Annotated in this window: 26 protein-coding genes; 21 read left to right on the top strand and 5 right to left on the bottom strand. The window is 54.8% G+C overall.

Annotated elements, in window-relative coordinates:
* The first annotated feature begins 25 nt into the window (after positions 1-25).
* The 9 genes from trpA to ACWWD9_RS06265 all read left to right on the top strand — a co-directional run bounded on the left by trpA (position 26) and on the right by ACWWD9_RS06265 (position 7914).
* Positions 26-826, top strand: a complete 801-nt coding sequence (gene trpA / locus ACWWD9_RS06225) for a tryptophan synthase subunit alpha (RefSeq protein ID WP_013442387.1) — start codon at positions 26-28, stop codon at positions 824-826.
* 12 nt (positions 827-838) lie between these two features.
* Positions 839-1705 carry an acetyl-CoA carboxylase, carboxyltransferase subunit beta gene (gene accD / locus ACWWD9_RS06230; protein ID WP_013442386.1) on the top strand — a complete coding sequence of 289 codons (867 nt, stop codon included), beginning with the start codon at positions 839-841 and terminating at the stop codon, positions 1703-1705.
* A gap of 12 nt (positions 1706-1717) precedes the next feature.
* A complete protein-coding gene (gene folC / locus ACWWD9_RS06235; RefSeq protein WP_455868046.1) occupies positions 1718-3010 on the top strand; it encodes a bifunctional tetrahydrofolate synthase/dihydrofolate synthase in 1293 nt (430 codons plus the stop codon).
* Between the two features lie 12 nt (positions 3011-3022).
* Positions 3023-3766: an SPOR domain-containing protein gene (locus tag ACWWD9_RS06240; protein ID WP_455868047.1), complete on the top strand. Its 744-nt coding sequence runs from the start codon at positions 3023-3025 to the stop codon at positions 3764-3766.
* A gap of 13 nt (positions 3767-3779) precedes the next feature.
* Positions 3780-4271, top strand: coding sequence for a CvpA family protein (locus ACWWD9_RS06245; protein WP_455868048.1), 492 nt, complete (start codon positions 3780-3782; stop codon positions 4269-4271).
* Between the two features lie 70 nt (positions 4272-4341).
* Positions 4342-5880: an amidophosphoribosyltransferase gene (purF, locus tag ACWWD9_RS06250; RefSeq protein WP_013442382.1), complete on the top strand. Its 1539-nt coding sequence runs from the start codon at positions 4342-4344 to the stop codon at positions 5878-5880.
* A 211-nt stretch (positions 5881-6091) separates the two neighbouring features.
* Positions 6092-7261, top strand: coding sequence for an O-succinylhomoserine sulfhydrylase (locus ACWWD9_RS06255; protein ID WP_455868049.1), 1170 nt, complete (start codon positions 6092-6094; stop codon positions 7259-7261).
* Between the two features lie 106 nt (positions 7262-7367).
* Positions 7368-7652 (top strand): sll1863 family stress response protein, encoded by a 285-nt coding sequence (locus tag ACWWD9_RS06260; protein WP_013442380.1) that lies wholly within the window; start codon positions 7368-7370, stop codon positions 7650-7652.
* A gap of 40 nt (positions 7653-7692) precedes the next feature.
* Positions 7693-7914, top strand: coding sequence for a hypothetical protein (locus ACWWD9_RS06265; RefSeq protein ID WP_013442379.1), 222 nt, complete (start codon positions 7693-7695; stop codon positions 7912-7914).
* A gap of 102 nt (positions 7915-8016) precedes the next feature.
* Here ACWWD9_RS06265 and ACWWD9_RS06270 read toward each other — a convergent pair whose 3' ends face one another.
* A complete protein-coding gene (locus ACWWD9_RS06270) occupies positions 8017-8619 on the bottom strand; it encodes a peroxiredoxin (RefSeq protein ID WP_013442378.1) in 603 nt (200 codons plus the stop codon).
* 199 nt (positions 8620-8818) lie between these two features.
* Here ACWWD9_RS06270 and gyrA point away from each other — a divergent pair, with 199 nt between their 5' ends.
* The 12 genes from gyrA to ACWWD9_RS06330 all read left to right on the top strand — a co-directional run bounded on the left by gyrA (position 8819) and on the right by ACWWD9_RS06330 (position 21935).
* Complete coding sequence (gyrA, locus tag ACWWD9_RS06275) at positions 8819-11365, top strand: DNA gyrase subunit A (RefSeq protein WP_455868050.1); 2547 nt, start codon at positions 8819-8821, stop codon at positions 11363-11365.
* A gap of 21 nt (positions 11366-11386) precedes the next feature.
* On the top strand, positions 11387-12469 hold the full coding sequence (gene serC, locus ACWWD9_RS06280) for a 3-phosphoserine/phosphohydroxythreonine transaminase (protein WP_455868051.1): 1083 nt from the start codon (positions 11387-11389) through the stop codon (positions 12467-12469).
* A gap of 9 nt (positions 12470-12478) precedes the next feature.
* Positions 12479-13555 carry a prephenate dehydratase gene (pheA, locus tag ACWWD9_RS06285; protein ID WP_455868052.1) on the top strand — a complete coding sequence of 359 codons (1077 nt, stop codon included), beginning with the start codon at positions 12479-12481 and terminating at the stop codon, positions 13553-13555.
* A 131-nt stretch (positions 13556-13686) separates the two neighbouring features.
* Entirely contained in the window at positions 13687-14754 is a 1068-nt protein-coding gene (locus ACWWD9_RS06290) for a GGDEF domain-containing protein (protein ID WP_148211163.1), read from the top strand.
* 86 nt (positions 14755-14840) lie between these two features.
* Positions 14841-15935 carry a histidinol-phosphate transaminase gene (gene hisC, locus ACWWD9_RS06295; RefSeq protein WP_013442373.1) on the top strand — a complete coding sequence of 365 codons (1095 nt, stop codon included), beginning with the start codon at positions 14841-14843 and terminating at the stop codon, positions 15933-15935.
* 32 nt (positions 15936-15967) lie between these two features.
* Entirely contained in the window at positions 15968-16987 is a 1020-nt protein-coding gene (gene aroF, locus ACWWD9_RS06300; protein WP_015830206.1) for a 3-deoxy-7-phosphoheptulonate synthase, read from the top strand.
* Between the two features lie 186 nt (positions 16988-17173).
* Positions 17174-17245, top strand: a complete 72-nt coding sequence (pqqA, locus tag ACWWD9_RS06305) for a pyrroloquinoline quinone precursor peptide PqqA (protein WP_013440845.1) — start codon at positions 17174-17176, stop codon at positions 17243-17245.
* Positions 17246-17407: 162 nt separating this feature from the next.
* Positions 17408-18325: a pyrroloquinoline quinone biosynthesis protein PqqB gene (gene pqqB, locus ACWWD9_RS06310; RefSeq protein WP_455868053.1), complete on the top strand. Its 918-nt coding sequence runs from the start codon at positions 17408-17410 to the stop codon at positions 18323-18325.
* A gap of 40 nt (positions 18326-18365) precedes the next feature.
* Positions 18366-19097: a pyrroloquinoline-quinone synthase PqqC gene (gene pqqC / locus ACWWD9_RS06315; RefSeq protein ID WP_230337065.1), complete on the top strand. Its 732-nt coding sequence runs from the start codon at positions 18366-18368 to the stop codon at positions 19095-19097.
* Positions 19072-19356 (top strand): pyrroloquinoline quinone biosynthesis peptide chaperone PqqD, encoded by a 285-nt coding sequence (pqqD, locus tag ACWWD9_RS06320; RefSeq protein WP_013442368.1) that lies wholly within the window; start codon positions 19072-19074, stop codon positions 19354-19356. Before pqqC ends, pqqD begins: the two co-directional genes overlap by 26 nt.
* A gap of 48 nt (positions 19357-19404) precedes the next feature.
* Complete coding sequence (gene pqqE, locus ACWWD9_RS06325; protein ID WP_015830203.1) at positions 19405-20592, top strand: pyrroloquinoline quinone biosynthesis protein PqqE; 1188 nt, start codon at positions 19405-19407, stop codon at positions 20590-20592.
* Positions 20593-20729: 137 nt separating this feature from the next.
* A complete protein-coding gene (locus ACWWD9_RS06330; RefSeq protein ID WP_455868054.1) occupies positions 20730-21935 on the top strand; it encodes a multidrug effflux MFS transporter in 1206 nt (401 codons plus the stop codon).
* 78 nt (positions 21936-22013) lie between these two features.
* Here the strand turns inward: ACWWD9_RS06330 and recQ are convergent, their stop codons facing one another.
* The 4 genes from recQ to cysD all read right to left on the bottom strand — a co-directional run bounded on the left by recQ (position 22014) and on the right by cysD (position 26759).
* A complete protein-coding gene (recQ, locus tag ACWWD9_RS06335) occupies positions 22014-23843 on the bottom strand; it encodes a DNA helicase RecQ (protein WP_455868055.1) in 1830 nt (609 codons plus the stop codon).
* A gap of 174 nt (positions 23844-24017) precedes the next feature.
* A complete protein-coding gene (gene fdxA, locus ACWWD9_RS06340; RefSeq protein WP_013442364.1) occupies positions 24018-24341 on the bottom strand; it encodes a ferredoxin FdxA in 324 nt (107 codons plus the stop codon).
* Between the two features lie 111 nt (positions 24342-24452).
* Positions 24453-25751: a sulfate adenylyltransferase subunit CysN gene (gene cysN / locus ACWWD9_RS06345; RefSeq protein WP_015830200.1), complete on the bottom strand. Its 1299-nt coding sequence runs from the start codon at positions 25749-25751 to the stop codon at positions 24453-24455.
* Between the two features lie 72 nt (positions 25752-25823).
* On the bottom strand, positions 25824-26759 hold the full coding sequence (gene cysD, locus ACWWD9_RS06350; RefSeq protein WP_015830199.1) for a sulfate adenylyltransferase subunit CysD: 936 nt from the start codon (positions 26757-26759) through the stop codon (positions 25824-25826).

A 26759-nucleotide genomic window follows, 5' to 3' on the forward strand; every position in this document is an offset into this window, starting at 1 on the left:
TCATCCAGTATTTAAGATCCCATTCATGTCTCGCATAAAAACCACGTTCGATCAGCTCAAGCAGCAGGGAAAGAAAGCACTGATCCCTTACATTACCGCTGGTGACCCTCATCCTGACCAAACCGTAAAGCTGTTACATGCCATGGTGGCAAACGGTGCCGATATGATTGAGCTCGGCGTGCCTTTTTCAGATCCGATGGCAGATGGTCCTGTTATTCAGCGCGCCAGCGAGCGTGCGCTGGTCCATCACGTTGGCCTCAGCCGCGTACTCGACATCGTGCGTGAGTTCCGTCAGCAGGATAATGTGACGCCTATCATACTGATGGGTTACGCTAATCCGGTTGAAGCAATGGGGCAGGAGAAGTTTTCTGATCGAGCCAAAGCCGCCGGTGTGGATGGTGTACTGACGGTGGATTATCCGCCTGAAGAGTGCAAGGAATTCACCGCCCTGTTGCAGGCACGCGGTATTGACCCCATTTTTCTGTTATCACCGACCACCGAGCCTGCTCGTGTGGAGGTGATTGTGAACCAGGCCAGCGGCTTCGTTTACTATGTCTCCCTCAAGGGGGTGACGGGTGCCAAAAACCTCGATATTGAAGAGGTGGCGCAAAAAGTGGCTGAAATTCGAACCCTGACGGATTTGCCTGTAGGCGTGGGTTTTGGTGTGCGTGATGCGGCGACAGCAACGGCTGTGGCTGCGATTGGTGATGCTGTGGTGGTGGGCAGCCGTATGGTGCAGGCTGTGGAACAATCCAATGATCAAAATCTCGTTGATAACGTGGCTGCGCTGATGAAAGAATTGCGCATCGCGGTTGACGCTGCTTAAAAAGGACATGCCATGAGCTGGTTACAAAAACTACTTCCTCCCAAGATCAATCGCCCGACGGGCATTAATAAAAAAACCGTACCAGAAGGTCTCTGGAGCAAATGCCCTTCGTGTGAATCCGTGCTGTATCGGACGGATCTCGAAAAGAATGCTGAAGTTTGTCCCAAGTGTGGCTATCACAACCGTATTTCAGCGCGTGCCCGTTTGGCCATGCTGCTGGACGAGGAGGGGCGCTCCGAAATCGGCGCCGAAGTGCAGCCTGTAGACCCGCTGAAGTTCAAGGATAGCAAACGCTATGCTGACCGCATCAAGTCCTCGCAGGCAGATGTGGGTGAAACCGATTCCCTGATCGTGTTGCAAGGCAGCATCAAGGCTGTTCCTGTGGTAGCCGCTGCGTTTGAGTTCAAGTTCATGGGTGGTTCCATGGGTTCGGTGGTGGGTGAGCGCTTTGTGCGCGGCGTCAACGCTGCCATTGAGCGTCGCTCGGCGTTCGTATGCATTTCCGCCAGTGGCGGCGCCCGTATGCAAGAAGGCCTGTTTTCACTGATGCAAATGGCGAAAACCAGCGCTGCCTTGACTGCGCTTGGCCGCGCCGGTTTGCCTTATATTTCAGTGTTGACGGATCCGACCATGGGTGGCGTTTCTGCCAGTTTTGCCATGCTGGGCGATGTGATTGTGGCCGAACCGCAGGCGCTGATTGGCTTTGCCGGTCCACGCGTGATCGAACAAACCGTTCGCGAAACCCTGCCTGAAGGTTTCCAGCGCGCGGAATTCCTGCTGGAACATGGCGCGGTGGATATCATTGTTGATCGCCGTGAAATGCGTGACAAGCTGGCCAACCTGATCAGTAGCATGACCAAATTACCTGCTGTTGCCTGATTCCCTCGTATTGTGACTGATCTTTCAACGCCGCCTGACTCGTTGCAGGGCTGGCTGCAATACATTGAAGCGTTACATCCCAAGTCCATTGCCATGGGCCTGGAGCGTGTGCAGGCAGTGAGGCAGCGCCTTGATCTGCCCCTTGATTTCGTGGTCATTACTGTCGCCGGCACCAATGGCAAAGGATCCACCTGCGCCATGCTGGAGCAGATCTATCTGCAGTCCGGCTATCGCGTAGGCTGTTATACATCCCCCCACATTCTGCGTTACAACGAGCGGGTTCGTATCATGGGCCGTGAGGCTGCGGATGCGGATCTATGTGCCGCATTTGCCCGCGTCGAAGAGGCTCGTGGCGACACGGCATTGACGTACTTCGAGTTCGGTACCCTGGCCGCCTTGTGCTGTTTTTGTCAGCACGCATTGGATGTCGTGATTCTTGAAGTCGGTCTGGGCGGAAGGCTTGATGCCGTGAATGTCGTCGATGCCGATGTTGCCATCGTTACCAGTATTGATCTGGATCATATGGATTATCTCGGCGATAACCGGGAAAGCATCGGTTTCGAGAAAGCTGGCGTTTATCGTGCTGGCCGTGCCGCCATTTGTGCAGATGCATCTCCGCCAGCAACCTTGCTGAAACACGCCGAGACCATCCAGGCTGAACTGCTCTGTATTCATCGTGATTTTCACTACCAGGTGCAATCTGGGCGCTGGCATTACCAGTGGGCGGAGTTCACCTTGCATGACTTGCCTTTGCCAGCGTTGGCAGGGGATTTTCAGCTTTCCAATGCTTCCGCTGTATTGACGGCGATTCAAGCGCTGCATGACAAACTGCCGGTGAATGCTGAGGCAATTCACGCCGGTTTGCAGCATGTGAATCTCGCTGGGCGCTTTGACGTGCGACGGTCAGCACCCAGTGTCATTCTCGATGTGGCGCATAACCCTCATGCTGCCGCTGCGCTGGCCTCCAACCTGAATGCACAGGCGAATGCCGGTCGAACCCTGGCGGTTTTTGCCATGCTGGCGGATAAGGATATCCCCGGTGTGGTGGTGGCCGTACACGCCACGGTGCATGCCTGGTATCTGGCGGATATTCCTCAGATTCGGGGTGCCAAAGCCATTCAGCTGCAAGAAGCCGTGACCGAAATTGACCCCGACGTTCCTGTGCATGTATACCGAACGGTGGCAGAAGCCTACAGGCAAGCCTGTATAGATGCAGGCGAAAATGATAGAATTATCGTATTCGGATCATTTTTCACCGTGGCTGATGTCATGCAGCTTTTACCCGCGTCACCTGATAACCACTAGGATGTTTTACCCATGGCCTCTGATAATTTGAACGAGCAGGAAATTCAATTCAAGAAGCGTGCTCGTAGACGGCTGGTTGGTGCAGTTGCGCTCGTATTGCTGATGGTAACGGTCTTGCCCATGCTGCTTGATGATCGTGCCAGCAAGGCTCCACAACAAGAAATTGCCATTTCCATTCCTAGCCAGGATAGCAAATTCAACTCCAAGATTGTTCCGGTCAAGCCCGAAGCCACGGCGACTACCGAGCAATCCGGCTCTGCCATTCCAGAAGACCAACCCGTTACTGAACCTGAATCAACAGGCGAAATTGCACCGCTGTCACCGCCTATTGAGTCGCGTGCCGAGCCTGTTGCGCCAGCCAAGCCTGCAGTAGCCAAGCCTGCGGCTGCTCCAGCTCCTGTTAAAACAGCCCCTTCGACTGCAGTGGCAAAACCTTCCGAAGCCGTCAAACCTGCTGAAACCAAGCCTGCAGAAAGCAAACCCGTAGCCGCGGAGGTTGCGAAAAAAGATTCCTCTGAAAAAGTCGCAGGCTTTCTGGTGCAAGTCGGTGTGTTCTCCGATCCCGATAACGTGAAGCAGCTGCAACAGAAGCTGGCGGGCCTGGGCATTAAATCCACTACTGAAAAGCTGGATACCCCTAAAGGCCCTAAAATCCGGTTGCGCAGCCAGCTATATTCCACTCGTCCACAAGCCGAGCAGGCGCTGGACAAGATCAAGGCTGCAGGGTTGACCGGCATGGTGGTCACCAGCAAGTGAGGGGTTATCCCTTATGACAGTATTTGACTATGCCGTGCTCGGCATACTCGGGCTTTCGGTATTATTGAGCGTCATGCGCGGTTTTGTACGGGAAGTGCTGGCGCTGGCTGGTTGGGTAGCTGCTTTTTTCGTTGCCAAGCTTTACACCATGGAGCTGGCACTCTTATTACCTGAGGCAATTCCGTCAGAGGCCTTGCGTTTTCTGGCAGCGTTCCTCATATTGTTTTTAGCTACCTTGCTGTTATGCAGCCTGCTGGCGATTGTGCTGGGTCAGTTATTCAAGACAGTCGGCCTCGGGTGGCTGGATCGCGCACTTGGCGCGGTATTTGGTTTGTTACGTGGTGTGCTGATATTGCTCGTGCTGGTTTTTCTGGCCGGCCTGACCAGTGTGCCCAAGGATGAAAGGTGGCGCAATGCGATGTTCAGTGCGCCATTGGAGGCGATGGTGGTCAGCTTGTTGCCATGGCTTCCGCAAGATATTACTAAGCATGTCAAGTACGATTGAAGAACCATTTGCGGTATACACAGTCGTACGCGCTTCATCGGAATTCTCGTTTTTTTAAGGTGCTCACTCCATGTGTGGAATCATAGGCGTTGTCGGTAAAAACCCGGTCAATCAGTTGCTCTACGACGGATTGCTGGTTCTGCAACACCGCGGGCAGGATGCGGCGGGTATTGTCACTTGCGATGGCAATACGTTCTACATGCACAAGAATAACGGCCTGGTGCAGGACGTTTTCCAAACGCGCCACATGCGTAGCCTGCAAGGCAATGCCGGTATCGCCCATGTGCGCTACCCCACGGCGGGTTCTTCCTCTGCCGCCGAAGCCCAGCCTTTTTATGTGAATTCTCCCTTTGGCATTGTGCTGGGTCACAACGGTAACCTGACCAACTCCACGCAGCTGAAGGAAGAAATGTTCCGTCAGGATCTGCGTCACATCAACACGAGTTCCGATTCCGAAGTGCTGCTGAATGTGCTTGCTCATGAAATTGAGCACACCGCACATAGTGCAGTGCTGAACAGTGACATGATCTTTGAAGCGGTCGCTGGCGTGCACAAGCGTTGCCTGGGCGCGTATGCCGTCGTGGCAATGGTGGCCAACTTTGGCCTGCTGGCTTTCCGTGATCCCAATGGGATCCGGCCCCTGGTCATCGGCAAATCCGAAACAGAGAAGGGCGTTGAATATATCGTCGCTTCTGAAAGTGTGGCGCTGGATGTGCTGGGTTTCAAACTGGTACGCGATGTTGAGCCGGGCGAGGCTATTTTCATTGATATGGATGGCAATTTCTTCTCCCGCCAATGCGCTGAAAAGCCCAAGTTGTCCCCCTGCATTTTTGAATATGTTTATCTGGCACGTCCGGACTCGGTGATCGACAAGGTGTCTGTCTACCAAACCCGCTTGCATATGGGCGTTAGCCTTGCCAAGAAAATCGCCAAGGAGTGGGGTGATCTGCATATCGACGTGGTAATCCCTATCCCTGATACCAGTCGCCCAAGTGCCCTGCAATTGGCGAATGCCTTGAATCTCACCTACAGAGAAGGCTTTATCAAGAATCGCTATATTGGCCGTACCTTCATCATGCCAGGTCAGGCATTGCGCAAAAAATCCGTACGCCAGAAGCTGAATCCGATCGGCATGGAGTTCAAGGGCAAGAATGTATTGCTTGTAGATGACTCCATTGTGCGTGGCACCACCTCCAAGCAGATCGTGCAGATGGCCCGCGATGCAGGTGCCAATAAAGTGTATTTCGCCTCTGCTGCACCACCTGTACGTTTCCCTAATGTGTATGGCATTGATATGCCGACGCGCGATGAGTTGCTTGCCACCGGCCGTACCGATCAGCAAATCTGCGAAGAAATTGGTGCGGATGCCTTGATCTATCAGGATCTGGATGCGCTGATTGAAGCCGTCCAATTGAGCAATCCGGACATCAAGATGTTTGATTGCTCCTGTTTTGATGGGAATTATGTCACTGGCGATATCGACGAAACGTACCTCAATAACGTTGAAAGTGCGCGCGGCGATAAGCTGGGTCACAAGAAGCCTGCTAACTCCAGCACCCAGCTGGACCTCAATCTGGTGACCATCAAGGAATACGAGGAAGCTGTATAGACATGAACCTGGCAGCGGTGTTGGCCTTGACCACTACCGCTTGCAGGCATATCATGAACTTGCGCCGATTTGAGCTTAATTCATTTAACTCAGCTTGCGGGCGCCTTATAAATTCAGCTAAAGCGAGTGCATAAACCCGTTTTAGCGCCAGCTATCACGGGTTTTTTTATGCTCGGCGCTGGTTTGTTCTTGGCGTAGAAAGGAAATAACAATGACACAAGATTGGCATGCAGAAACCCTGGGGGTGCGTGCAGGCAGCGAGCACACGGAATTTGGTGAGAATTCCGAGGCCATGTTTCTTACTTCCAGCTTTGTTTTTGAAAATGCAGCCCAGGCGGCTGCACGCTTTGGTGGGCAAGAGCCAGGCAATATCTATTCGCGGTTTACCAACCCCACGGTCACCATGTTTCAGAACAAGCTGGCAGCGCTGGAAGGCGCGGAGTTCTGCGTAGCTACCTCGTCTGGCATGGCCGCTATTCTGGCAACCGTGATGGGCTTATGCTCGGCGGGCGATCATGTCGTAGCATCGCGCAGTATTTTTGGTACTTCGGTGCAATTGTTCAGCAATATCCTCAAGCGCTGGGGGCTGGAGACTACCTTCGTTTCGCTGACCGACCCGGATGAATGGCGTGCTGCCGTCAAGCCAAACACCAAATTGTTTTTTGTGGAAACGCCGTCTAACCCACTGACGGAAGTGTGCGACATTCCTCTGCTGGCCGGGATCGCCCATGAAGCCGGAGCCTTGCTGGCCGTGGACAATTGTTTCTGCACGCCTGCCTTGCAGAAGCCTTTGGCGCTTGGGGCTGATATCGTGATTCACTCAGCCACAAAATACATAGACGGGCAGGGGCGTTGCCTGGGCGGTGCTGTGTTGGGGCGCCGTGATGTGCTGGAGCCGGTATATGGCTTCCTGCGTACCGCCGGTCCGACCATGAGTGCATTTAATGCCTGGGTATTTCTGAAAGGCCTGGAGACGCTGCATGTACGCATGGCCGCCCACGTGCAAAATGCCCTGGCCCTCGCCACCTGGCTGGAGCAGCAACCGGCGGTTGCCCGCGTGTACTACCCAGGTCTGCCATCGCATCCGCAGCATGCGCTGGCAATGCGCCAGCAAAGCGGTGGTGGCGCTATCGTGTCATTTGATCTCAAAGGTGGTAAGGATGCCGCCTGGGGCTTGATTGATGCTACCCGCCTAATTTCCATTACGGCCAATCTGGGGGATGCAAAGAGCACGATTACGCATCCTGCGACCACGACACATAGTCGCGTGAGTCCGGAAGCGCGCGCTGCCGCAGGCATTGGCGATGGGCTGGTACGCATTGCCGTAGGTCTGGAACACATTGAGGACTTGAAGGCGGATCTGCTATTGCTCACGCGCTAGTCGGCGTGAATATTGGCAGATAGCCATATTAGCCCAGCACTTTTTTAATTGCCGTTAGTCACACAGTCGTAGGTTGGTATCCAATAACAATATGGGAGTCATTAGCATGAGTTTGAAAGACGAATATTTGGAAAAGCTGAAGCTGCAACTGGATGAGTGGTCAGCCGATATTGATGTGCTGGAAGCCAAGGCCCGCAAGGCTGAAGCGGAATTGCGGATCAAATATGAGCAGCAGATCGAAGCCTTGAAAGTAAAGCGTGAGGAAGCCAAGATCCGCGTTGGCGAGGTCAAGGAGTCCGCAGGTGAAGCTTGGCAGGAGCTGAAGAAGGGTGGCGATGCGGCATGGGAAAACATACGCAAAGCCTTTGAAGAAGCCCGCAAGAAGTTTTGAGGCAAGTCATTCCACGTTTAACTAGAAGAAAGGAATCCAGATGAAATCCTCTGTCGTAGTTGGTCTGATATTGATTGCCTTGGGTGCAGCGGCGCTGGTGTATAAAAACATCAGTTATTCGTCTGAGGAAACCGTGATGCAGATTGGTCCTGTGAAGGCCACTGCTGAAACTGAAAAGAATATCCCCATCCCGAATGTGCTGGGTATTGTGGCGATAGTGGCTGGCGTCGTGGTGATTGCGGTAGGTGGTCGCGGCAAATAAGCGGCCGTGTTCTGTATCTTCATGATATAAAAGCAAAAAGGGGCGTTTCCCCTTTTTGCTTTTATGGCGGGCAGAGTATCTGCCCGATAGTGTTGCCGTGCTTTAGAGCGAAGCGGCGTTATCGGCCAGATATTTGGCGACGCCTTCAGGAGAAGCATCCATGCCTGCCTTGCCTTTTTTCCAGCCGGCAGGGCAGACTTCGCCATGCTCTTCAAAGAATTGCAGCGCATCGGCAATGCGCAGTGTTTCATCAATATCACGGCCCAGAGGCAGGTCATTCACCACCTGATTCACCACAATACCTTGCTTGTTGATGAGGAAGGTGCCGCGGTAAGCCACGCCCCCGTCAGCCTCTACGTCGTAAGCCTTGGCGATTTCATGCTTGATATCCGCCACCATGGGGTAGCCAACCTTGCCAATGCCGCCTTTTTCCACTGGGGTATTTTTCCATGCCAGATGGGTGAAGTGAGAGTCGATGGAAACACCGATCACTTCAATACCACGTTTCTTGAATTCATCCAGACGGTGATCAAACGCAATCAGCTCGGAAGGGCACACAAAGGTGAAGTCCAGAGGCCAGAAGAAGATGACCGCGGCCTTGCCCTTGATGTAGCTTGCCAGATTGAAGTCTTCCTTGATCGTATTGTCACCCAGCACGGCAGCAGCAGTAAAATCGGGGGCGGGTTTGCCAACAAGTACGGCCATATTGATCTCCTTTTTGATGAGTAAATAAAAAATTCTAACAGCGTGCCAGACTACACCGCAAATGAAGAATTGGATAGCGCCATCACCTTCTGCAGCAATGGCCGGATGCTGTGATGGACGCGGCTTAAAGAGGCATGCCCTGCGTGGCTTATCGTGTTAAAATCAGGGTCTTTACAGCCACTTTACGCCGATAGCCCACATGGATCAGTTCGCAAAAGAAACCCTCCCTATCAGCCTCGAAGACGAGATGCGCCGTTCCTACCTCGATTACGCCATGAGCGTGATCGTGGGACGTGCACTACCAGACGTTCGTGATGGCCTGAAGCCCGTGCACCGTCGTGTGCTTTTTGCCATGCACGAGCTGAATAACGACTGGAATCGTCCTTATAAAAAGTCTGCCCGTATCGTCGGCGACGTCATCGGTAAATACCACCCTCACGGGGATACTGCCGTGTACGACACCATCGTGCGTATGGCCCAGGATTTCTCCTTGCGCTACATGCTGGTCGATGGCCAGGGTAACTTTGGTTCGGTGGATGGTGATAATGCCGCGGCCATGCGGTACACCGAAATCCGGATGGCGAAGATTGCGCATGAACTGCTTGCCGATATCGACAAGGAAACCGTCGACTTTGGCCCCAACTACGATGGCTCTGAGCACGAACCGCTCATCATGCCGGCGCGTATTCCGAATCTGCTGATCAATGGCAGCTCCGGTATTGCCGTGGGTATGGCAACCAATATTCCGCCGCATAATCTCAATGAAGTGGTCGATGCCTGTCTGGTCTTGCTGAAAAATCCAGAAACCACCGTGGATGAGCTGATTGACATCATCCCCGCGCCGGATTTTCCTACCGCAGGCATTATTTACGGCACGCTGGGTGTCAAGGAAGGCTACCGTACAGGCCGTGGCCGTGTGGTCATGCGCGGCCGCACCCATGTGGAAGACATGGAAAAGGGCAACCGTCAGGCGCTGATCATTGATGAGCTGCCTTACCAGGTCAATAAAAAGACCCTGATCGAAAAAATTGCCGAGCTGGTCAACGACAAGAAGATTGAAGGCATTTCCGATCTTCGTGACGAGTCTGACAAGTCCGGCATGCGCGTGGTAATCGAGCTCAAGCGCGGCGAGGTTCCGGAAGTCATCCTGAACAATCTGTACAAGCAGACCCAACTGCAAGACACCTTCGGCATGAATATGGTGGCATTGCTGGATGGTCAGCCACGCCTGCTTAACCTTAAGCAGATGCTGGAAGCCTTCTTGCGCCATCGTCGCGAGGTCATTACCCGCCGTACCGTTTACGAACTGCGCAAGGCACGCGAGCGCGGCCATGTGCTGGAAGGCCTTGCCGTCGCACTGGCCAACGTAGATGAAATGATTGCCTTGATCAAGGCTGCGCCTACGCCGCCAGAAGCCAAGAAGTCACTGATGGCACGCACCTGGGTTTCGCCTGTGGTGGAGGAGATGCTGAAGCGTGCCGCCATGGAAGCCTCGCGTCCTGATGGCTTGTCCGTCGACTTTGGCATGACGCCGAATGGCTATCGCTTGTCGGATGTCCAAGCCCAGGAAATTCTGCAGATGCGTCTGCAACGCCTGACTGGTCTGGAGCAGGACAAGATCGTCAATGAATACAAGGAGGTGATGGATGTCATCGCTGACTTGCTCGATATTCTCGCCAAGCCAGAGCGTGTGACGCAAATGATCGTGGATGAACTAGCCGCTATCCGCCAGCAGTTTGGCGATGAGCGCCGCAGCGAGATTGTGCACAACGCACAGGATTTATCGCTGGAAGATCTGATCACCCCGCAGGATGTGGTGGTGACACTGTCGCATACCGGTTACGTGAAGTCGCAACCGCTGGATGAGTACCGTGCCCAGCGCCGTGGTGGTCGTGGCAAGCAGGCCACCGCTACCAAGGAAGACGATTTCATCGACAAGATGTTCGTGGCCAATACCCACGATTACATCCTGTGCTTCTCCAGTCGTGGTCGCGTCTACTGGCTCAAGGTTTACGAAGTGCCTCAAGGCAGCCGTATCAGCCGTGGCAAGCCTATCGTCAATCTGTTCCCGCTGGAAGATGGCGAGAAGATCAATGCCATCCTGCCCGTGAAAGAGTTCGACGAAAATCACTTTATCTTCATGGCAACGGCCCAGGGTACTGTGAAAAAGACCGCACTGGTCGAGTTCTCCAACCCGCGTCGCGCTGGCATTATCGCCATCAACCTGGATGACGGTGACTACCTGATTGGTGCCGAGGTGACCAATGGCGCTAACGATATCGTGCTGGTATCCAATGGCGGCAAGGCGGTATGGTTCGACGAAGAAGATGTACGTGCTATGGGCCGCAACACCCGTGGCGTGCGCGGCATGAAGCTGATGGCCAAGCAGCGCGTGATCTCGCTGCTGATTGCCGAGGATGACAAGCAAACCGTACTGGTCGCTACTGAAAACGGTTATGGCAAACGTACTGTGCTGTCCGACTTCCGTCACTCTGGTCGCGGCACGCAGGGTGTCAAGGCCATTGCCACCAGCGAGCGCAATGGCAGCGTAGTGGCAGCGCGTCTGGTAAGTGATGAAGATGAAATCATGCTCATCACCACTGGTGGTGTGCTGATCCGTACCCGCGTCAAGGAAATCCGTGAGCTGGGCCGTGCCACCCAAGGCGTCACCCTGATCAATCTGGGTGAAAATGAAAAACTGTCTGGCCTCGAAAAAGTGGTCGAGACTGATGATGCCGATGAATAACTAAAAAGTTGGGGGCAGGGAATGACGCAGATCTATAATTTTTCGGCAGGGCCTGCGGTATTGCCCAAGGAAGTGCTGCAGCAGGCCGCAGCTGAAATGCTGGACTGGCACGGTTCAGGCATGTCCGTCATGGAAATGTCGCACCGCGGCAAGGAATTCATGTCCATCGCGGCGGAAGCGGAAGCAGATTTACGGGAATTGCTCGCCATCCCTGCCAATTACAAGGTGCTGTTTTTGCAGGGCGGGGCGCATGCGCAGTTCTCCATGATCCCGCTCAATCTGCTCAAAAGCAAGAAAGCGGCAGATTACATCGACACTGGCATCTGGTCGCAAAAAGCCATTGCAGAAGCTCGCAAGTATTGCGAGGTCAATGTGGCGGCCTCTTCGGCGGATCGCCATTACACCTATGCTCCCGAGCAGAGTGCATGGAAGCTGGATCCGGATGCGGCTTATGTGCATTACACCTCTAATGAAACCATTGGTGGTGTTGAAATATTCTGGACTCCCGAGACCGGAGATGTCCCTCTCGTTTGCGACATGTCGTCGCATATTCTTTCCCGCCCGATTGATGTCAGCCGCTATGGCCTGATCTATGCGGGCGCACAAAAAAACATCGGACCTGCCGGATTAACCATTGTCATCGTGCGCGAAGACCTGATTGGCGAGACCTTGCCTGGCACGCCAACGATGTTGGACTACAAGATTCACGCCGATAATGACTCCATGTATAACACGCCACCTACCTATGGCATTTACATAGCGGGTCTGGTGTTCAAATGGCTGAAAGCCAATGGTGGCCTGGCGGCCATGGAACAGCGCAATATTCGCAAGGCTGCCATGCTGTACGACTACATCGCCAGTTCCAGCCTTTATGTTTCACCGATTGCGCCTGACAACCGCTCGCGCATGAACGTGCCATTCACTCTGCGCAACACTGCCCTGGATGCGGAATTTCTCGAGCAGGCGCAGCAGCGCGGCCTGTTGCAGCTGAAGGGCCACAAGCTGGTTGGTGGCATGCGGGCGTCGATATACAACGCCATGCCCATCGAAGGTGTGCAGGCATTGGTGAGTTTTATGCAAGAATTTGAGCGTGCGCAAGGCTAGGAAATATTCATGAGCGACCAACTCAAACAATGTCGTGACCAGATTGATGCCATTGATCTCCAGTTGCTGGAGCTGGTCAATGCTCGCGCGCGTCTGGCACGTGAAATCGGCACCCTGAAAAACGGTGGTCCCATCTATCGTCCGGAACGTGAGGCGCAGGTGCTGCGCCGTCTGCTGGATGCCAACCAGGGCCCATTGTCGGCGGAGGCCGTTACCGCGATTTTCCGTGGCGTCATGTCCAATTGCCGTGCGCTGGAAAAAGAACTGACCGTGGCTTTTCTCGGGCCAGTAGGCACCTTCAGTGAAGAAGCTGCCAACAAGCAGTTTGGCGGCCTGACCTCGCCCATGGAGTGTGTCTCCATTGATGAAGTCTTCCGCATGGTGGAGTCTGGGGCCGCTGATTATGGCGTGGTGCCGGTAGAAAACTCGACCGAAGGCGCAGTAGGGCGCACTCTGGATTTGCTGATGGCGACCAGCCTGCATATTTGCGGTGAGATCGAACTGCCTGTACACCACAACCTGCTGTCTACGGCGGCTGACCTCAACGCTATCAAGGTCGTGTATTCCCACGCGCAATCGCTAGGACAATGCCATGAGTGGCTGAACCGCTATTTGCCGCATGCCGAGCGTCAGGCCGTGGTCAGCAATGCCGAGGCAGCCAGGCTCGCCAAACAGGCACCCGACGGCCAGGGCGTAGCGGCGATTGCCAGCAAGCGCGCTGCCGAGCTGTTTGATTTGCAGGTGCTTGCCGCCAGCATTGAGGATGATCCGCGCAACACCACGCGGTTTCTTATTCTTGCCAACCACGATGTCGCCCCGTCCGGTCAGGACAAGACTTCACTCGTGATCGCCGCCAAGAATGTGCCAGGTGCAGTGGTTTCCCTGCTGGCGCCGCTCGCCGAGTACCAGGTTAGCATGACCAAGTTTGAGTCCCGCCCTTCGAAAATCGGCATGTGGGAGTATGTGTTTTTTGTCGATGTTGAAGGGCACCATCTCGATGCATCAGTGTCACAAGCCTTGGAAGAGCTTAAAAAGCGGGCATCCATGCTCAAGGTGTTAGGTTCTTATCCCGTTGCAGTTATATGATGTAATCATCCACCCAACACGATTCGAGGCCTATGCTTATCAGTCGAGACATTTTGCGATCTGCAAGCCTGCACCCGTGGTCCCTTAGTTTCATCAACAAACGGCTTGAAACGCTATATCTGCATTACCTCATGCCCTCGGTCAAAAGCCAGGCACGCATGGGTTTGCTGCTGGGCGCCGTCATGTATGGGCTGTATGGCTTTCTGGATGTGCTGTTTGTCACGCCAGAGGCCGTGATCAAGGTCTGGTATGTGCGCACCATGGTGCTCATGATCGGCTTTGCCGTGTTTGCCATCAGCTTTACCAAAAAATTCACCCGTTATCACCAGCAGTTAATCGGTATCACCGGGCTGTTCGCGGGCATCGGCCTGTTTGCCAAGATGAGCTACCTGCCGCCCAACGCCATTAACTTCTATTACGCTGGCCTGATCATCATCACCTTCTGGTGCCACACATTCTCCGGCTTGCGTTTTGTCTACGCAACCGGGGTTTCGGTGCTGTTGTTGCTGATTTTTAATATGCTGTTCTGGGGCTTGCGTGACATGCCCAGCCTGGATATGACCAGTTATGATTTTTTCATCATCTCGGCCAATATCATTGGTGCCTTTGCCAGCTATATGAATGAAAAGCAAAGCCGCCAGCTGTTTCTGCGCGAAAAAGAGCTGGATAACGAGCGTTACCTGCAACAGGAGCGTGCACTGCACGACAGACTGACGGGCTTGCCCAATCGTGAACTGTTGCATGATCGCATTGAGCAGGCCATCCACTATGCTGCTCGTAATAGCCAGGTGTGTGCCGGCTTGTTTATTGATCTGGATAAATTCAAACCGATTAACGATACCTATGGGCATGCCGTAGGTGACATGGTGCTGAAAGAGGTGTCTTCCCGCTTCAAGAATGTCATGCGGGAGGCCGATACGCTGGCACGATTGGGTGGTGACGAGTTTTTTGTTCTCGCCAAGGATATTCAGACGCAGGAGGAGGCCGAGGCCTTTGCCCACAAGCTTTTGCAGCAGCTGCGCATACCGCTCACCTCCATCAACGCCTTCAATAGTAATTCGGTGTCTGCCAGTATTGGTATCTGCATGTTTCCATACCCGCACGCCACGGCGATTGATGTGGTGCGCCGCGCAGATCAGGCCATGTATCATGTCAAACGCATGAGCAAGGATGGTATTGCCGTGGCCGCCATCGATTAACATGAAGCTGCAAACAGCACGCAAGCAGCGGCCTGGCCGCTTTTTTATTTTTTGATCTGACAAGCAAGAGGTTTATCGTGACTAGAATGTGCGATCTCGCACCACCTTATATCCGCTCCATTGCCCCATACCAGCCGGGCAAACCCATCAGTGATCTGGCGCGGGAAATGGGCCTGCAGCCCGAAAACATCATCAAGCTCGCCTCCAATGAAAACCCGCTCGGCGTCGGCCCCAAGGCCCAGATGGCGATGGAAGAGGCCTTGCATGACATCGCGCGCTATCCAGATGGCAATAGCTTTGCGCTGCGCGATGCGGTTTGCAGCAAGTTTGGCGTTAAACCAGACCAACTGGTCTTCGGCAATGGCTCCAACGACATTCTTGAACTGGCGGCCCGTGCATTCCTGCATACAGGAACAGAAGCCGTGTATTCGCAGCATGCGTTTGCTGTGTATGCCCTGGTGACGCAAGCGGTCGGTGCAAAAGGCGTCGCGGTACCTGCAGTAAATTTCGGCCACGACCTGACGGCAATGCGGGCAGCGGTGACGCCGCGTACCCGTATCGTGTTTATTGCCAATCCGAATAACCCGACCGGCACCTTGCTGGGCAAGCAGGCGCTGCATGACTTTATCGCCAGTTTGCCGCGCGAGGTACTGGTGGTGCTGGATGAAGCCTACGACGAATATCTGGCACTTGAGCACAAGTCAGAGGCTATCAACTGGCTGGGTGAATTTGAAAACCTGATTATTTCGCGCACTTTTTCCAAAGCCTATGGCCTCGCAGGCCTGCGCATCGGCTTTGGCATGGCATCGCCGGATGTGGCGGACATGATGAACCGTGTGCGCCAGCCATTTAACGTCAATAGCATTGCCCAGGCAGCTGCCGTGGCGGCGCTGGATGATGAAGAATTTGTCCTGCGCAGCTTTGCCCTCAATCAGGCTGGTATGGCGCAAATCACGCAGGGCTTGCATGCCTTGGGGCTGGAATACATTCCATCGCATGGCAACTTTGTCAGCTTCAAGATCGCCGAAGCGGGCAAGGTTTATCAGCAGCTATTGCAGCAAGGGGTGATCTTGCGGCCGATTGCTGCTTACGAAATGCCGGATTACCTGCGCGTCAGTATTGGTCTGTTTGACGAGAATGCCCGCTTCCTGCAAGTGCTGGAATCAATCTGCCGTGGCTGATCGCCAGGGAGTGATGTCATGAGGAAAGCGCGATGATTATCGTCATGCACCGGGAGGCGACTGATCGCGATGTGGCCGCCATTGTGGCCCGCATTGAAGAGCAGGGGCTGGGGGTGAATGTATCCCGCGGCACCGAGCGTACCGTGATCGGTGCGATTGGCGATGAGCGCAAGCTTGACCAGGTCATGTTTGAAACCATGGCCGGCGTTGAGCAGGCATTGCACATTCTCAAGCCCTATAAAATCGTCGCGCGCGAATGGCATCCTGAGGATACCGTCATCAATATCCGCGGGATTCCGCTGGGTGGGCCGCAAGTGCAAGTCATCGCCGGACCTTGCTCGGTGGAAACGCCTGAGCAGATGGCGGCCTCTGCCAGCGCCGTGAAGGCGGCGGGCGTGAGGCTGATGCGCGGCGGCGCATTCAAACCCCGTACCAGCCCCTATACCTTTCAGGGCACCGGGGTTGAAGGGCTGGAGATGTTCCGTCAGGCCGCCGATGCCGAGAATCTGCCTATCGTGACCGAACTGATGGATGTGCGGCAATTGCCCATGTTCATGGACTATGGCGTGGATGTGATTCAGATCGGCACGCGCAACATGCAGAATTTTGATCTCTTGAAAGAGGTGGGGCGCATTAATGTCCCGGTCATCCTCAAGCGTGGCATGTCGGCCACTATCAGCGAATGGCTGATGGCCGCTGAATATATTGCCGCCGGTGGCAATCACAATATTATTTTCTGCGAGCGCGGTATACGCACCTTTGAAACGGCCTACCGCAATGTGCTGGATGTGACGGCGATTCCCGTGCTTAAAAAGGAAACCCATTTGCCGGTGATTGTGGACCCCTCTCATGCAGGCGGCAAAGCGTGGATGGTGCCAGCCTTGTCGCGGGCAGCCGTGGCGGCGGGGGCCGATGGCTTGCTGGTCGAGATGCATCCCAGCCCCTGCGATGCCTGGTGCGATGCTGATCAGGCGCTGAACCCGCAAGAGTTGCAAACGCTGATGGGCGAGTTGCGGGGCATTGCCGGAATTCTGGGACGCAGCATCGCCTGAATACCGCATGAATAGTCGCGTTGCGCGCATTTTCGGTACCAGACTTCATGATTATCATGAGCCCGCTTTGGTTGTTTTTGCCCTGTTGCCCTGAATGAAGGGGATGCACAATGGCTACACATCAACGCAAGCAAAGCAACAAGCTGTTGATGCCAGTGTTTCAACCCATAATTAAGGAGAATCAACATGTGGACCAAACCAGAAGCTACTGAAATGCGTTTCGGCTTTGAAGTAACCATGTACGTTTGCAATCGTTAATTTGATTGCTTGCAGGTTACGCAAGACGGGCCGGGTTTCCGGCCCGTCTTGTACTGAATGATGCCTGAGTGCTGTCTTGTGAGAGTATTCAGGCATCATCCAACGGGGATGTGGACATTAAAATAAAGACCCCGAATCCAGTTTTGAGAGAGAAGAACAAGCATGCAAATACATGTACTAGGCGCTGGCGCTGGCGGCGGCTTTCCGCAGTGGAACTGCAATTGTCCCAATTGTGATGGCTTGCGCACAGGCACGATCAAAGCCAAACGTCGTACCCAATCTTCCATCTGCGTGAGTGGCGATGGCATCAACTGGGTATTGTTCAATACCTCTCCCGATATTCTGCAGCAAATCCAGGAATTCCCGCCTTTACAGCCTGCCCGCGCGATTCGCGACAGCGGCATTGTCGGTATTGTGCTGATCGACGCCCAGATTGACCACACCACGGGCTTGCTGATGTTGCGCGAGGGCCAGGTGAAGCGTGAAATCTGGTGTACCGACATGGTGTATCAGGATCTCACCACGGGTAATCCCTTGCTGAATATCCTGGGGCATTACTGTGGCGTCAATCATCACCCCATCGCGGTGGATGGACAATCGACATTTGAAATCCCCGGCGCTGCCAACCTGCGCTTTACCGCCGTCGCTCTCAAAAGCGCGGCGCCACCGTATTCACCACATCGCAACGACCCACACCCTGGTGACACCATAGGCGTGCTGATCGAAGATACGAAAACCGGCAAGAAGTGCTGGTATTCCCCCGGTCTGGGCGAGATTGAGCCGCACCTGCCACCGTTGCTGGAACAGGCCGACTGCATCATGGTGGATGGCACATTCTGGACCAACACCGAAATGATAGACATGGGCCTGATGACCAAGACAGCCCGCAGCATCGGCCACCTGCCGCAGTCAGGCGAAGGCGGCATGATGGAGGCCTTGTCACCCTACAAGAAAGCGCGCAAGGTGCTGATTCACATCAACAATACCAACCCGATTTTGCGTGAGGACTCCGCCGAGCGGGCCGAGCTGGAACGTCACGGCATTGAAGTTGCCTACGACGGTATGGATATCGTTTTATAAAAACCAGGCTATAAAAATACCAAGATAGACGGAGATCATCATGAGTGCACCATGGAGTCGTGAGGAGTTTGAGGAAAAGCTGCGTGAGAAGGGCAAGGGTTATCATATTTACCATCCCTTCCACGTGATGATGTATGAGGGCAAGCTCACCCGCGAGCAGCTGCAATGCTGGGTGGCCAACCGCTTTTACTACCAGATTGGTATTCCGCAAAAAGACGCGGCCATCATGTCCAACTGCCCGGACAAGGAAATCCGCAAAGGCTGGATACAGCGCATTATCGATCACGATGGTGATGGCACTGCCGAAGGCGGTATTGAAGCCTGGATCAAGCTGGGCGAAGCCGTTGGCCTGACGCGCGAGGATGTGACTTCCCTGCGCCTGGTGAGCCCTGGCGTGCGCTTTGCCGTGGATGCCTATATCAACTTTGCCCGTCAGCGCCCATGGCAGGAGTCGGTGTGTTCATCGCTGACCGAGCTGTTTGCGCCACACATTCACCAGCAGCGCATCAGTTCCTGGCCCAGCATGTATCCCTGGGTTAAAGAAGAAGGCCTGATCTATTTCAAGAAGCGTCTGACCGAAGCCCGCCGCGATGTGGAGCAGGGCCTGGCTGTGACGCTGGACTACTTCAGCCAGACGCGCGAAATGCAGGAAAAGGCGCTGGATATTCTCCAATTCAAGCTGGACGTGCTGTGGGTCATTGCTGACGCCATCATGCTGGCCTCTACCGATATTAAGGTTGAAGATCGTGACTACCTCCGTCAACCCCGCTGATATTTACAGTCTGGCCCGCCACTACCGCTTTCAGTGGGAAGAGGCGCAGCAATGCTATGTGCTGTTGTTCCCCGAAGGCATGATCAAGCTTAACGGCGGGGCCGGTGAGGTGATCAAGCGGGTGGATGGTAATAAAACGGTGAGTGATATTGTTGCTGAACTGCAGCAAGCTTTCCCGGATGCACCGGATATTGAATCTGACATTCTCGCCATGCTCCAGCTGGCGCTTGAAAAAGCCTGGCTGGAAAAACGCAACTAATGTTTAAAAACTTAAGGTTGCAAAACTAAGGTTGCAAGGAGCGTTATCATGACTACTACAGGCAATAACGGCGTCGCCGCCTCCAAAACCAATACCCAGCCCCTGTGGCTGCTGGCTGAAGTCACTTATCGCTGCCCGCTGCATTGCGCGTTTTGCTATAACCCGACCGATTACGACAAGCATACCCAGAATGAGCTGACCACCGAACAGTGGATACAGGCGCTGCGCGATGCCCGCAAAATGGGGGCGCTGCAACTGGGTATCTCCGGTGGAGAGCCGCTGTTGCGCGATGACATAGAAGACATCGTGCGCGAGGCGCGCCAGCTGGGCTATTACAGCAACCTGATCACCTCAGGCGTGGGCCTCACGGAAAAACGCATACAGGAATTCAAAGAGGGCGGGCTGGACCATATCCAGCTCTCCATGCATGACATCACCGAAGAGATCAACAACTTCATCACCAATACCAAAACCTTTGAGCTGAAGAAAAAGGTGGCGGCCATGATCAAGGGCCATGGCTACCCTATGGTGCTGAATGTGGTGATCCATCGCTACAACATCGGGCACATCAAAGAGATTCTGGAGATGGCGGAAGCGCTGGGCGCGGATTATGTCGAGCTGGCCAATACGCAGTACTACGGCTGGTCGCTGATCAACCGCAGCCAGCTGATGCCGACCAAGGAACAGATTGATCATGCCGAAATGATCACCAACGAGTTCCGCCAGAAGGTCGGCAACAAGATGAAGATTTTCTTCGTGGTGCCTGATTACTTCTCGGATCGCCCCAAGAAATGCATGAACGGCTGGGGCGAAGTATTCATGATCGTGACTGCCAATGGCGATGTGCTGCCTTGCCATTCGGCACGCGTATTGCCGGGCATGGCATTCCCCAATGTGCGCGAACATGGCCTGGAATGGGCATGGAAAGAGTCACCGGCATTCAATAAATACCGTGGCGATGACTGGATGAAAGAGCCATGCCGCAGTTGCCCTGAAAAAGAGAAGGATCTGGGCGGCTGTCGTTGTCAGGCTTTCCTGCTGTCAGGCGATGCAGAGAGCGCTGACCCGGTATGTACGCTGTCGCCCAATCACCATCTGATTGAAAAGGCGATTGAGGATGCCAAGAACCCGCAATTGCAGGCGCAGCCGATTGTCTTCCGCAATGATAAAAACTCGCGGCGTATTGCCGCTGGCGAAGCCCCCGAACTGGTCAAGGAGTTTCATGCCTTGCCATAACACCATGGCGATGATCGGTTGATCATCGCCCGGGGCAGCATAGTCAGTCAGAAAAGCGCGTTGCTCTCCCAACGCGCTTTTTTGTGCGCCATTTTTTTGTGCCTCATTGATGCCATACACCTCCTATAATGACCCACATGCATAAAGCCTCCGCTCTTACCCTGTCTTTCCTGCTGGCTGGCCTGGCTGCGCTGGCGCCATTCACCATTGATACCTACCTGCCGGCATTTCATACGCTGGCGCAGGATTTTCATACCGACAATCTGGCCATCCAGCAAAGTCTGACGGCCTATCTGTTGCCATACGCCTTGATGACACTCTGGCATGGCGCGATTTCAGATGCGATTGGCCGCTTGCGGACGATTTACATCGGGCTGGGCATCTTTACACTGGCATCCATCGGCTGCGCGTTTGCCACTAACGTGGAGACCCTGTGGTTCTTCCGGGTGATACAGGGACTATCCGCAGGCGCAGGCAATGTGGTGGCGCGCGCCATGGTGCGCGATCTGTTTGAAGGCGTGATGGCGCAGCGGGTGATGGCGCAATTGCAGATGATGTTTGGCCTGGCACCTGCGATAGCGCCCATCATGGGTGGCTGGCTGCTGGGGATACATTGGCAGGCCATTTTTGTGTTTCTGGCTTTGTATGCGGGGCTCGCCATGCTGTGCGTACAACGCTGGCTACCGGAAACCATGCCGCCCGAAAAGCGCCGGCCACTCTCTGCGCGGGCAGTTTGGCAGGGCTATGCCCAGGTTTTTGGCGACAGGGAATATCTGAAACTGGTTGTCGCGGTGGGCGCCAATTTTGCGGGGTTTTTTGTGTATGTGCTGGCGGCGCCGGTATTTCTGGTTGAGCACCTTGGCCTGGGGCCGCAGCAGTTTGGCTGGATGTTCATCCCAACGGTTTGCGGCATGATGCTGGGTTCATATCTGGCCCGCCACAGCGCTGGTCGCTACAGTGCGCACCGCATCATTCGTCTGGGCTATGGCTGGATGGCGATGGCCGCCATATTGAATCTGCTGGTGTGCTGGTTGCTGCCGCCGCAGCCTTTATGGAACATTGCCCCCATCGTGCTCTACAACATAGGCTCAGCGCTGGTGTTGCCTAACCTGTCGATTGCCGCACTGGACCGCATGCCAAAACTGCGCGGCACCGCTTCGTCTGGCCAGGCATTCATGCAGATGTTGCTGGCAACCGTCTCTGCCGGTTTGCTGATTCCCTTGCTCTGGCATCATCCTGCGGGATTGGCCTTGGGCATGGCGGGGTATCTTTTGCTCGGGTTTCTGGCTACGCGCGCCAGCCTGGTGTGGCAGCCAATCAAGCCTGCCAGTCAGGACAAATAACTTCCGTCTTGAGTGTTTGTTAATCCCGCTTGATATTAGCGGCTTGCATCGCACTTGAGAGCAGGCGCGAAAAGATGTTCAGGCGTGGTCTTCCAGCACTTTCAGGAAATCATCGCCGTAGCGTGCCAGCTTGGCTTGTCCCACGCCGCCTATCTGGCCCAGTTCGGTCAGGCTCTGCGGTTTGCGGTTAAGGATTTCCAGCAAAGTGCTGTCATGGAAAATGACATAAGGCGGTACGCCTTGCTCCTTGGCAAGCTCCATGCGTTTGGCGCGCAGCGCTTGCCATAAGGGATTATCCTGCGCACCTGCAAAGGCTTCTTTGGCGCGTGAGCTGCGCTCGGCCTTGCTCATGCGGTTGCCAGCGGGCGTCGGGTCCTGACGTTGCCATACTTCGCACTCACCGCGCAATACGGGCCGTGCTGCCTCGGTCAGGCGCAGGCCACCATAGGCTGCGATATCGACTTCAAGCAAACCGCTGGCGGCCAGCTGCCGGAATACGCTGCTCCATTGCGCCACGCTGTATTGCTTGCCTATGCCAAAGGTGCTGACTTGCTGATGGTTGAACTTCTCCACTTGCGGCGTTACTTTGCCGATCAGGATATCAATCAGATGCCCCGTGCCAAAGCGCTGTCCGGTGCGATACACGCAGGAAAGCGCCATGCGGGCAGCTTCGGTGGCATTCCAGGTATCCGGCGGTGTCAGGCAATTGTCGCACTGGGCGCAATCGCCAGGGTGCGCTTCGCCAAAGTAGCGCAATATGCTCTGGTGGCGACAGCCGGTGGCTTCGCAAAAGCCGAGCAGGGCATCCAGCTTCTGCCGCTCGACGCGCTTGCGCTCTTCAGGGGCATCGCCCGAGTCCAGCATCTGCCGCATGGAGACTACATCGCCAAGTCCATAGGCCATCCAGGCATTGGCTTGCAGGCCATCGCGACCGGCGCGGCCGGTTTCCTGATAATAGCTTTCCATGCTTTTTGGCAGGTCCAGGTGCGCCACGAAGCGCACATTGGGTTTGTCTATGCCCATGCCAAAGGCGATGGTTGCCACCATGATGATGCCTTCTTCGCGCAGGAACTGGCGTTGATGCTTTTCTCGCGTCGCGGCATCAAGGCCAGCATGGTAAGGCAGGGCATTCCAGCCGCGGCTTTGCAGCCAGGCGGCGGTTTCATCCACCTTGCGCCGCGACAGGCAGTAGACAATGCCAGCGTCGTTGGGATGCTCGGTTTCAAGGAATTGCTCTAGCTGCTGGCGCGCATTGTTTTTCAGCACGATGCGATAGCGAATATTCGGCCGGTCAAAGCTGGAGATGAACTGGCGGGCATGCTCGAGGTTAAGCCGCTCGATGATTTCGGCGCGGGTAGGGGCGTCGGCCGTGGCGGTGAGGGCTACCCGTGGCACATCGGGGAATCGCTCATGCAATATCGTGAGCTGACGGTATTCAGGACGGAAATCATGCCCCCATTGCGATACGCAATGCGCTTCATCTATGGCAAACAGCGCAAGGCCGATGTGCGCCTGCACTTCGTCGAGTAATGACAGAAAGCTGCCCAGCATCAGGCGTTCCGGCGCCACGTACAGAATCTTGATGTCACCAGAAAGGATGCGTTGCTGCAGTTGATAGGCTTCATCCGCCTGCAGGCTGGAGTTGAGGAAGGCTGCCTCCACGCCAAGTTGCTGCAATGCCTCGACCTGATTCTGCATGAGCGCGATCAGCGGTGACACGACAATCGCCAGACCAGGCCGCAACAGTGCCGGGATCTGATAACACAGTGATTTGCCGCCACCCGTCGGCATCAACACCAGCGCATCGCCCCCTTGCGCCAGATGTTCAACGACATCTTGCTGGGGGCCTCGGAACTGGTTGTAGCCGAAGATACTTTCCAGTACCTCTTGGGCGTTTTGATGGCTCATGTGGGCGCTATCTGTGATGTGGCGGGCGTCATACGCAAGCGGGTATGCGGTGGGGGCTTATGCAGCGCTGACACGCTGACTCTTGCCCAAGGTCTTCTGCCAAAAGCAAAAGCCCCAACAGGGGCTTGGCTTTTTTGGCCATGACGGGCAAGGCCTGGGACATCCGGGCTAAAACTATTCGACCAGCAGATCGCGCTTGCCAGCTTTGCCGTTATTGCTGTCAGCGTCAGGCAGTGGATCCTTGCGACCGGTAATGGTGGGCCAGATAGCGGACAGGCGTGCATTCAGGGCAATGAATTCCTGCTGGTCAGCAGGTACATCATCTTCTGCGTAAATCGCTTCAGCAGGACATTCGGCAACACACAGGGTGCAATCAATGCATTCGTCAGGGTTGATTGCCAGAAAGTTGGGGCCTTCTACAAAGCAATCGACCGGGCAAACATCCACGCAGTCGGTGTATTTGCATTGAATACAATTTTCAGTGACAACATAAGCCATTCAAACAATCCTCTCAAAATCCCGGCGCTTTTAGACAGACGCCATTATAGTCGATATAAAACGTTATTTTTATTGATAATGCTGATAAGGCAATTCCAGTGAATCGATAAGCTAGCCGGTGATCATGCCAGCGCCGACCGTGTTATTGGTCGACTCATCAATCACGATAAAGGCCCCGGTAGCGCGATTGCGGCTATAGGGATCCACCATCAGTGGTTGTGCCAGGCGGAAGCTGATGCGCGCGATATCGTTCATGGCCAGCCCCTGGGTTGGCAACTCTTCCAGAGTGTTCACATCCACCTTGTAGGCGATCTCGCCGACCTTGGCTTTGGATTCGCGCGTAGTGTGGCGAATGATATAGGTGCGGGCAGCTGAGAGCGGGGTTTCCGACAGCCAGCAGACAAAGGCGTCAATCTGCTTGACCGGCTCAGGTGCTGCGCCAGTTTTTACGATCATGTCACCGCGGGAGATATCAATTTCATCTTCCAGCAGCAGGGTCACGGATTGCTCGGTAATGGCGGTTGGCAGCTGCTCTACACCCAGCTGAATCGCTTTTACTGTAGAAGTCTGACCGGAAGGCAGGGCGGTGACGGCATCACCGACGGCAATTTCACCGGATTCTACCTTGCCCATGAAGCCGCGGAAGTCATGCAGTTCCGGATCATCAGAAGCATGTGGGCGGCAGACAAACTGCACAGGGAAGCGGAAATCTTCTGATTGTTCCGAATGCGCAGCAGGCACGGATTCAAGCAAGTCGATCAGTGTTGGGCCGGTATACCAGTCCAGGCCTTCGCCGCGGTCCACAATCATGTCGCCGTTGAGTGCAGAAAGCGGGATGAAGGTGATGTCGTGGCCAGCGCGTTGCAGGCCGATCTGCTCGGCAAATGCCAGGTAATCAGCGCGGATACGCTCAAACACGGCCTGATCATAATCCACCAGATCCATTTTGTTCACCGCGACCACGATGTGCGGAATACCCACCAGATGCGCCAGGTAGGAGTGGCGACGGGTTTGCGTCAGCACGCCTTTGCGGGCATCGATCAGGATGATGGCAAGATTGGCCGTAGAAGCGGCAGTCACCATATTGCGCGTGTATTGCTCGTGACCGGGGGCATCGGCGATGATGTATTTGCGGGTGCCGGTGCTGAAGTAGCGGTAGGCCACGTCAATGGTAATGCCTTGCTCGCGCTCAGCTTGCAGGCCGTCGGTCAGCAGCGAAAGGTCAACCGCGCCCATGCCGCGTTTCTTCGAGGTTTTTTCCATCTGGGTCAGCGTGTCGGCCAGAATGGTTTTGGTGTCGAACAGCAGGCGACCAATCAGGGTGCTTTTGCCGTCATCTACACTGCCGCATGTCATGAAGCGCAGCAAGGAGTCGTTATGTTGTGGTGTTGTCATGATGTCTACCGTCATTAATTCAGTGATCCGCTAACCAGCCCATATCGGGGCAGTCTCTTGGGAATAGCGCAGGCTATTGCCGCCAGCCTAGAAGTAACCTTCCTTTTTGCGTTGCTCCATCGAGGCATCCGATGTCTGGTCATCCAGGCGGGTGGCGCCGCGCTCGGTGATCGTGGTGGTGGCGGTTTCCAGCACAATCTTGGAAACGTCGTCAGCATCACTGATCACGGGGGCCGTGCAGGTAATGTCGCCCACGGTTCTGAAACGCACCTGCATGTTGATCACTTCTTCGCCAGCCTTGGGCTGGTTGATGACTTCGCCTGTGGTCAATGGCACATTGACCGGGAAAATGGAGCCATTGCGCATGACCACGTCACGCTGATGCGCAAAGTAGATGCTGGGCAGCTGCAGTTGCTCGCGTTCGATGTATTGCCAGACATCCATTTCGGTCCAGTTTGAAATGGGGAAGGCACGGATGTTTTCACCCTTGTGACTGCGGGCGTTATACAGATTCCACAATTCGGGACGCTGGTTCTTGGGGTCCCATTGGCCGAACTCATCACGGAAACTCATGATGCGCTCCTTGGCACGCGCTTTTTCCTCGTCGCGACGGGCGCCGCCGATGCAGCAATCAAACCCGAACTCTTCAATGGCTTCCAGCAGCGTCACCGATTGATGCTTGTTGCGGGATTCATCTTCCGATTTCAGCACCACGGTGCCGCGCTTCATGGAGTCTTCCACCGAGCGCACGATCAGGCGTTCGCCCAGTTCGGCAGCGCGCTGGTCACGGAAATTGATGACTTCCGGGTAATTGTGGCCAGTATCAATATGCATGAGCGGGAAGGGGAAGCGACCTGGGCGGAAGGCTTTTTCGGCCAGGCGCAAAATGCACAGCGAATCCTTGCCGCCGGAGAACAACAGCACCGGGTTGGAGCATTGCCCGGCAACTTCGCGCAGGATATGAATGGCTTCGGATTCCAGCCAGTCCAGATGACTCAGGGTTTTCTTGTTCAAGTTTGACAT

This window comes from Methylovorus sp. SPW-M1 (assembly GCF_053848825.1).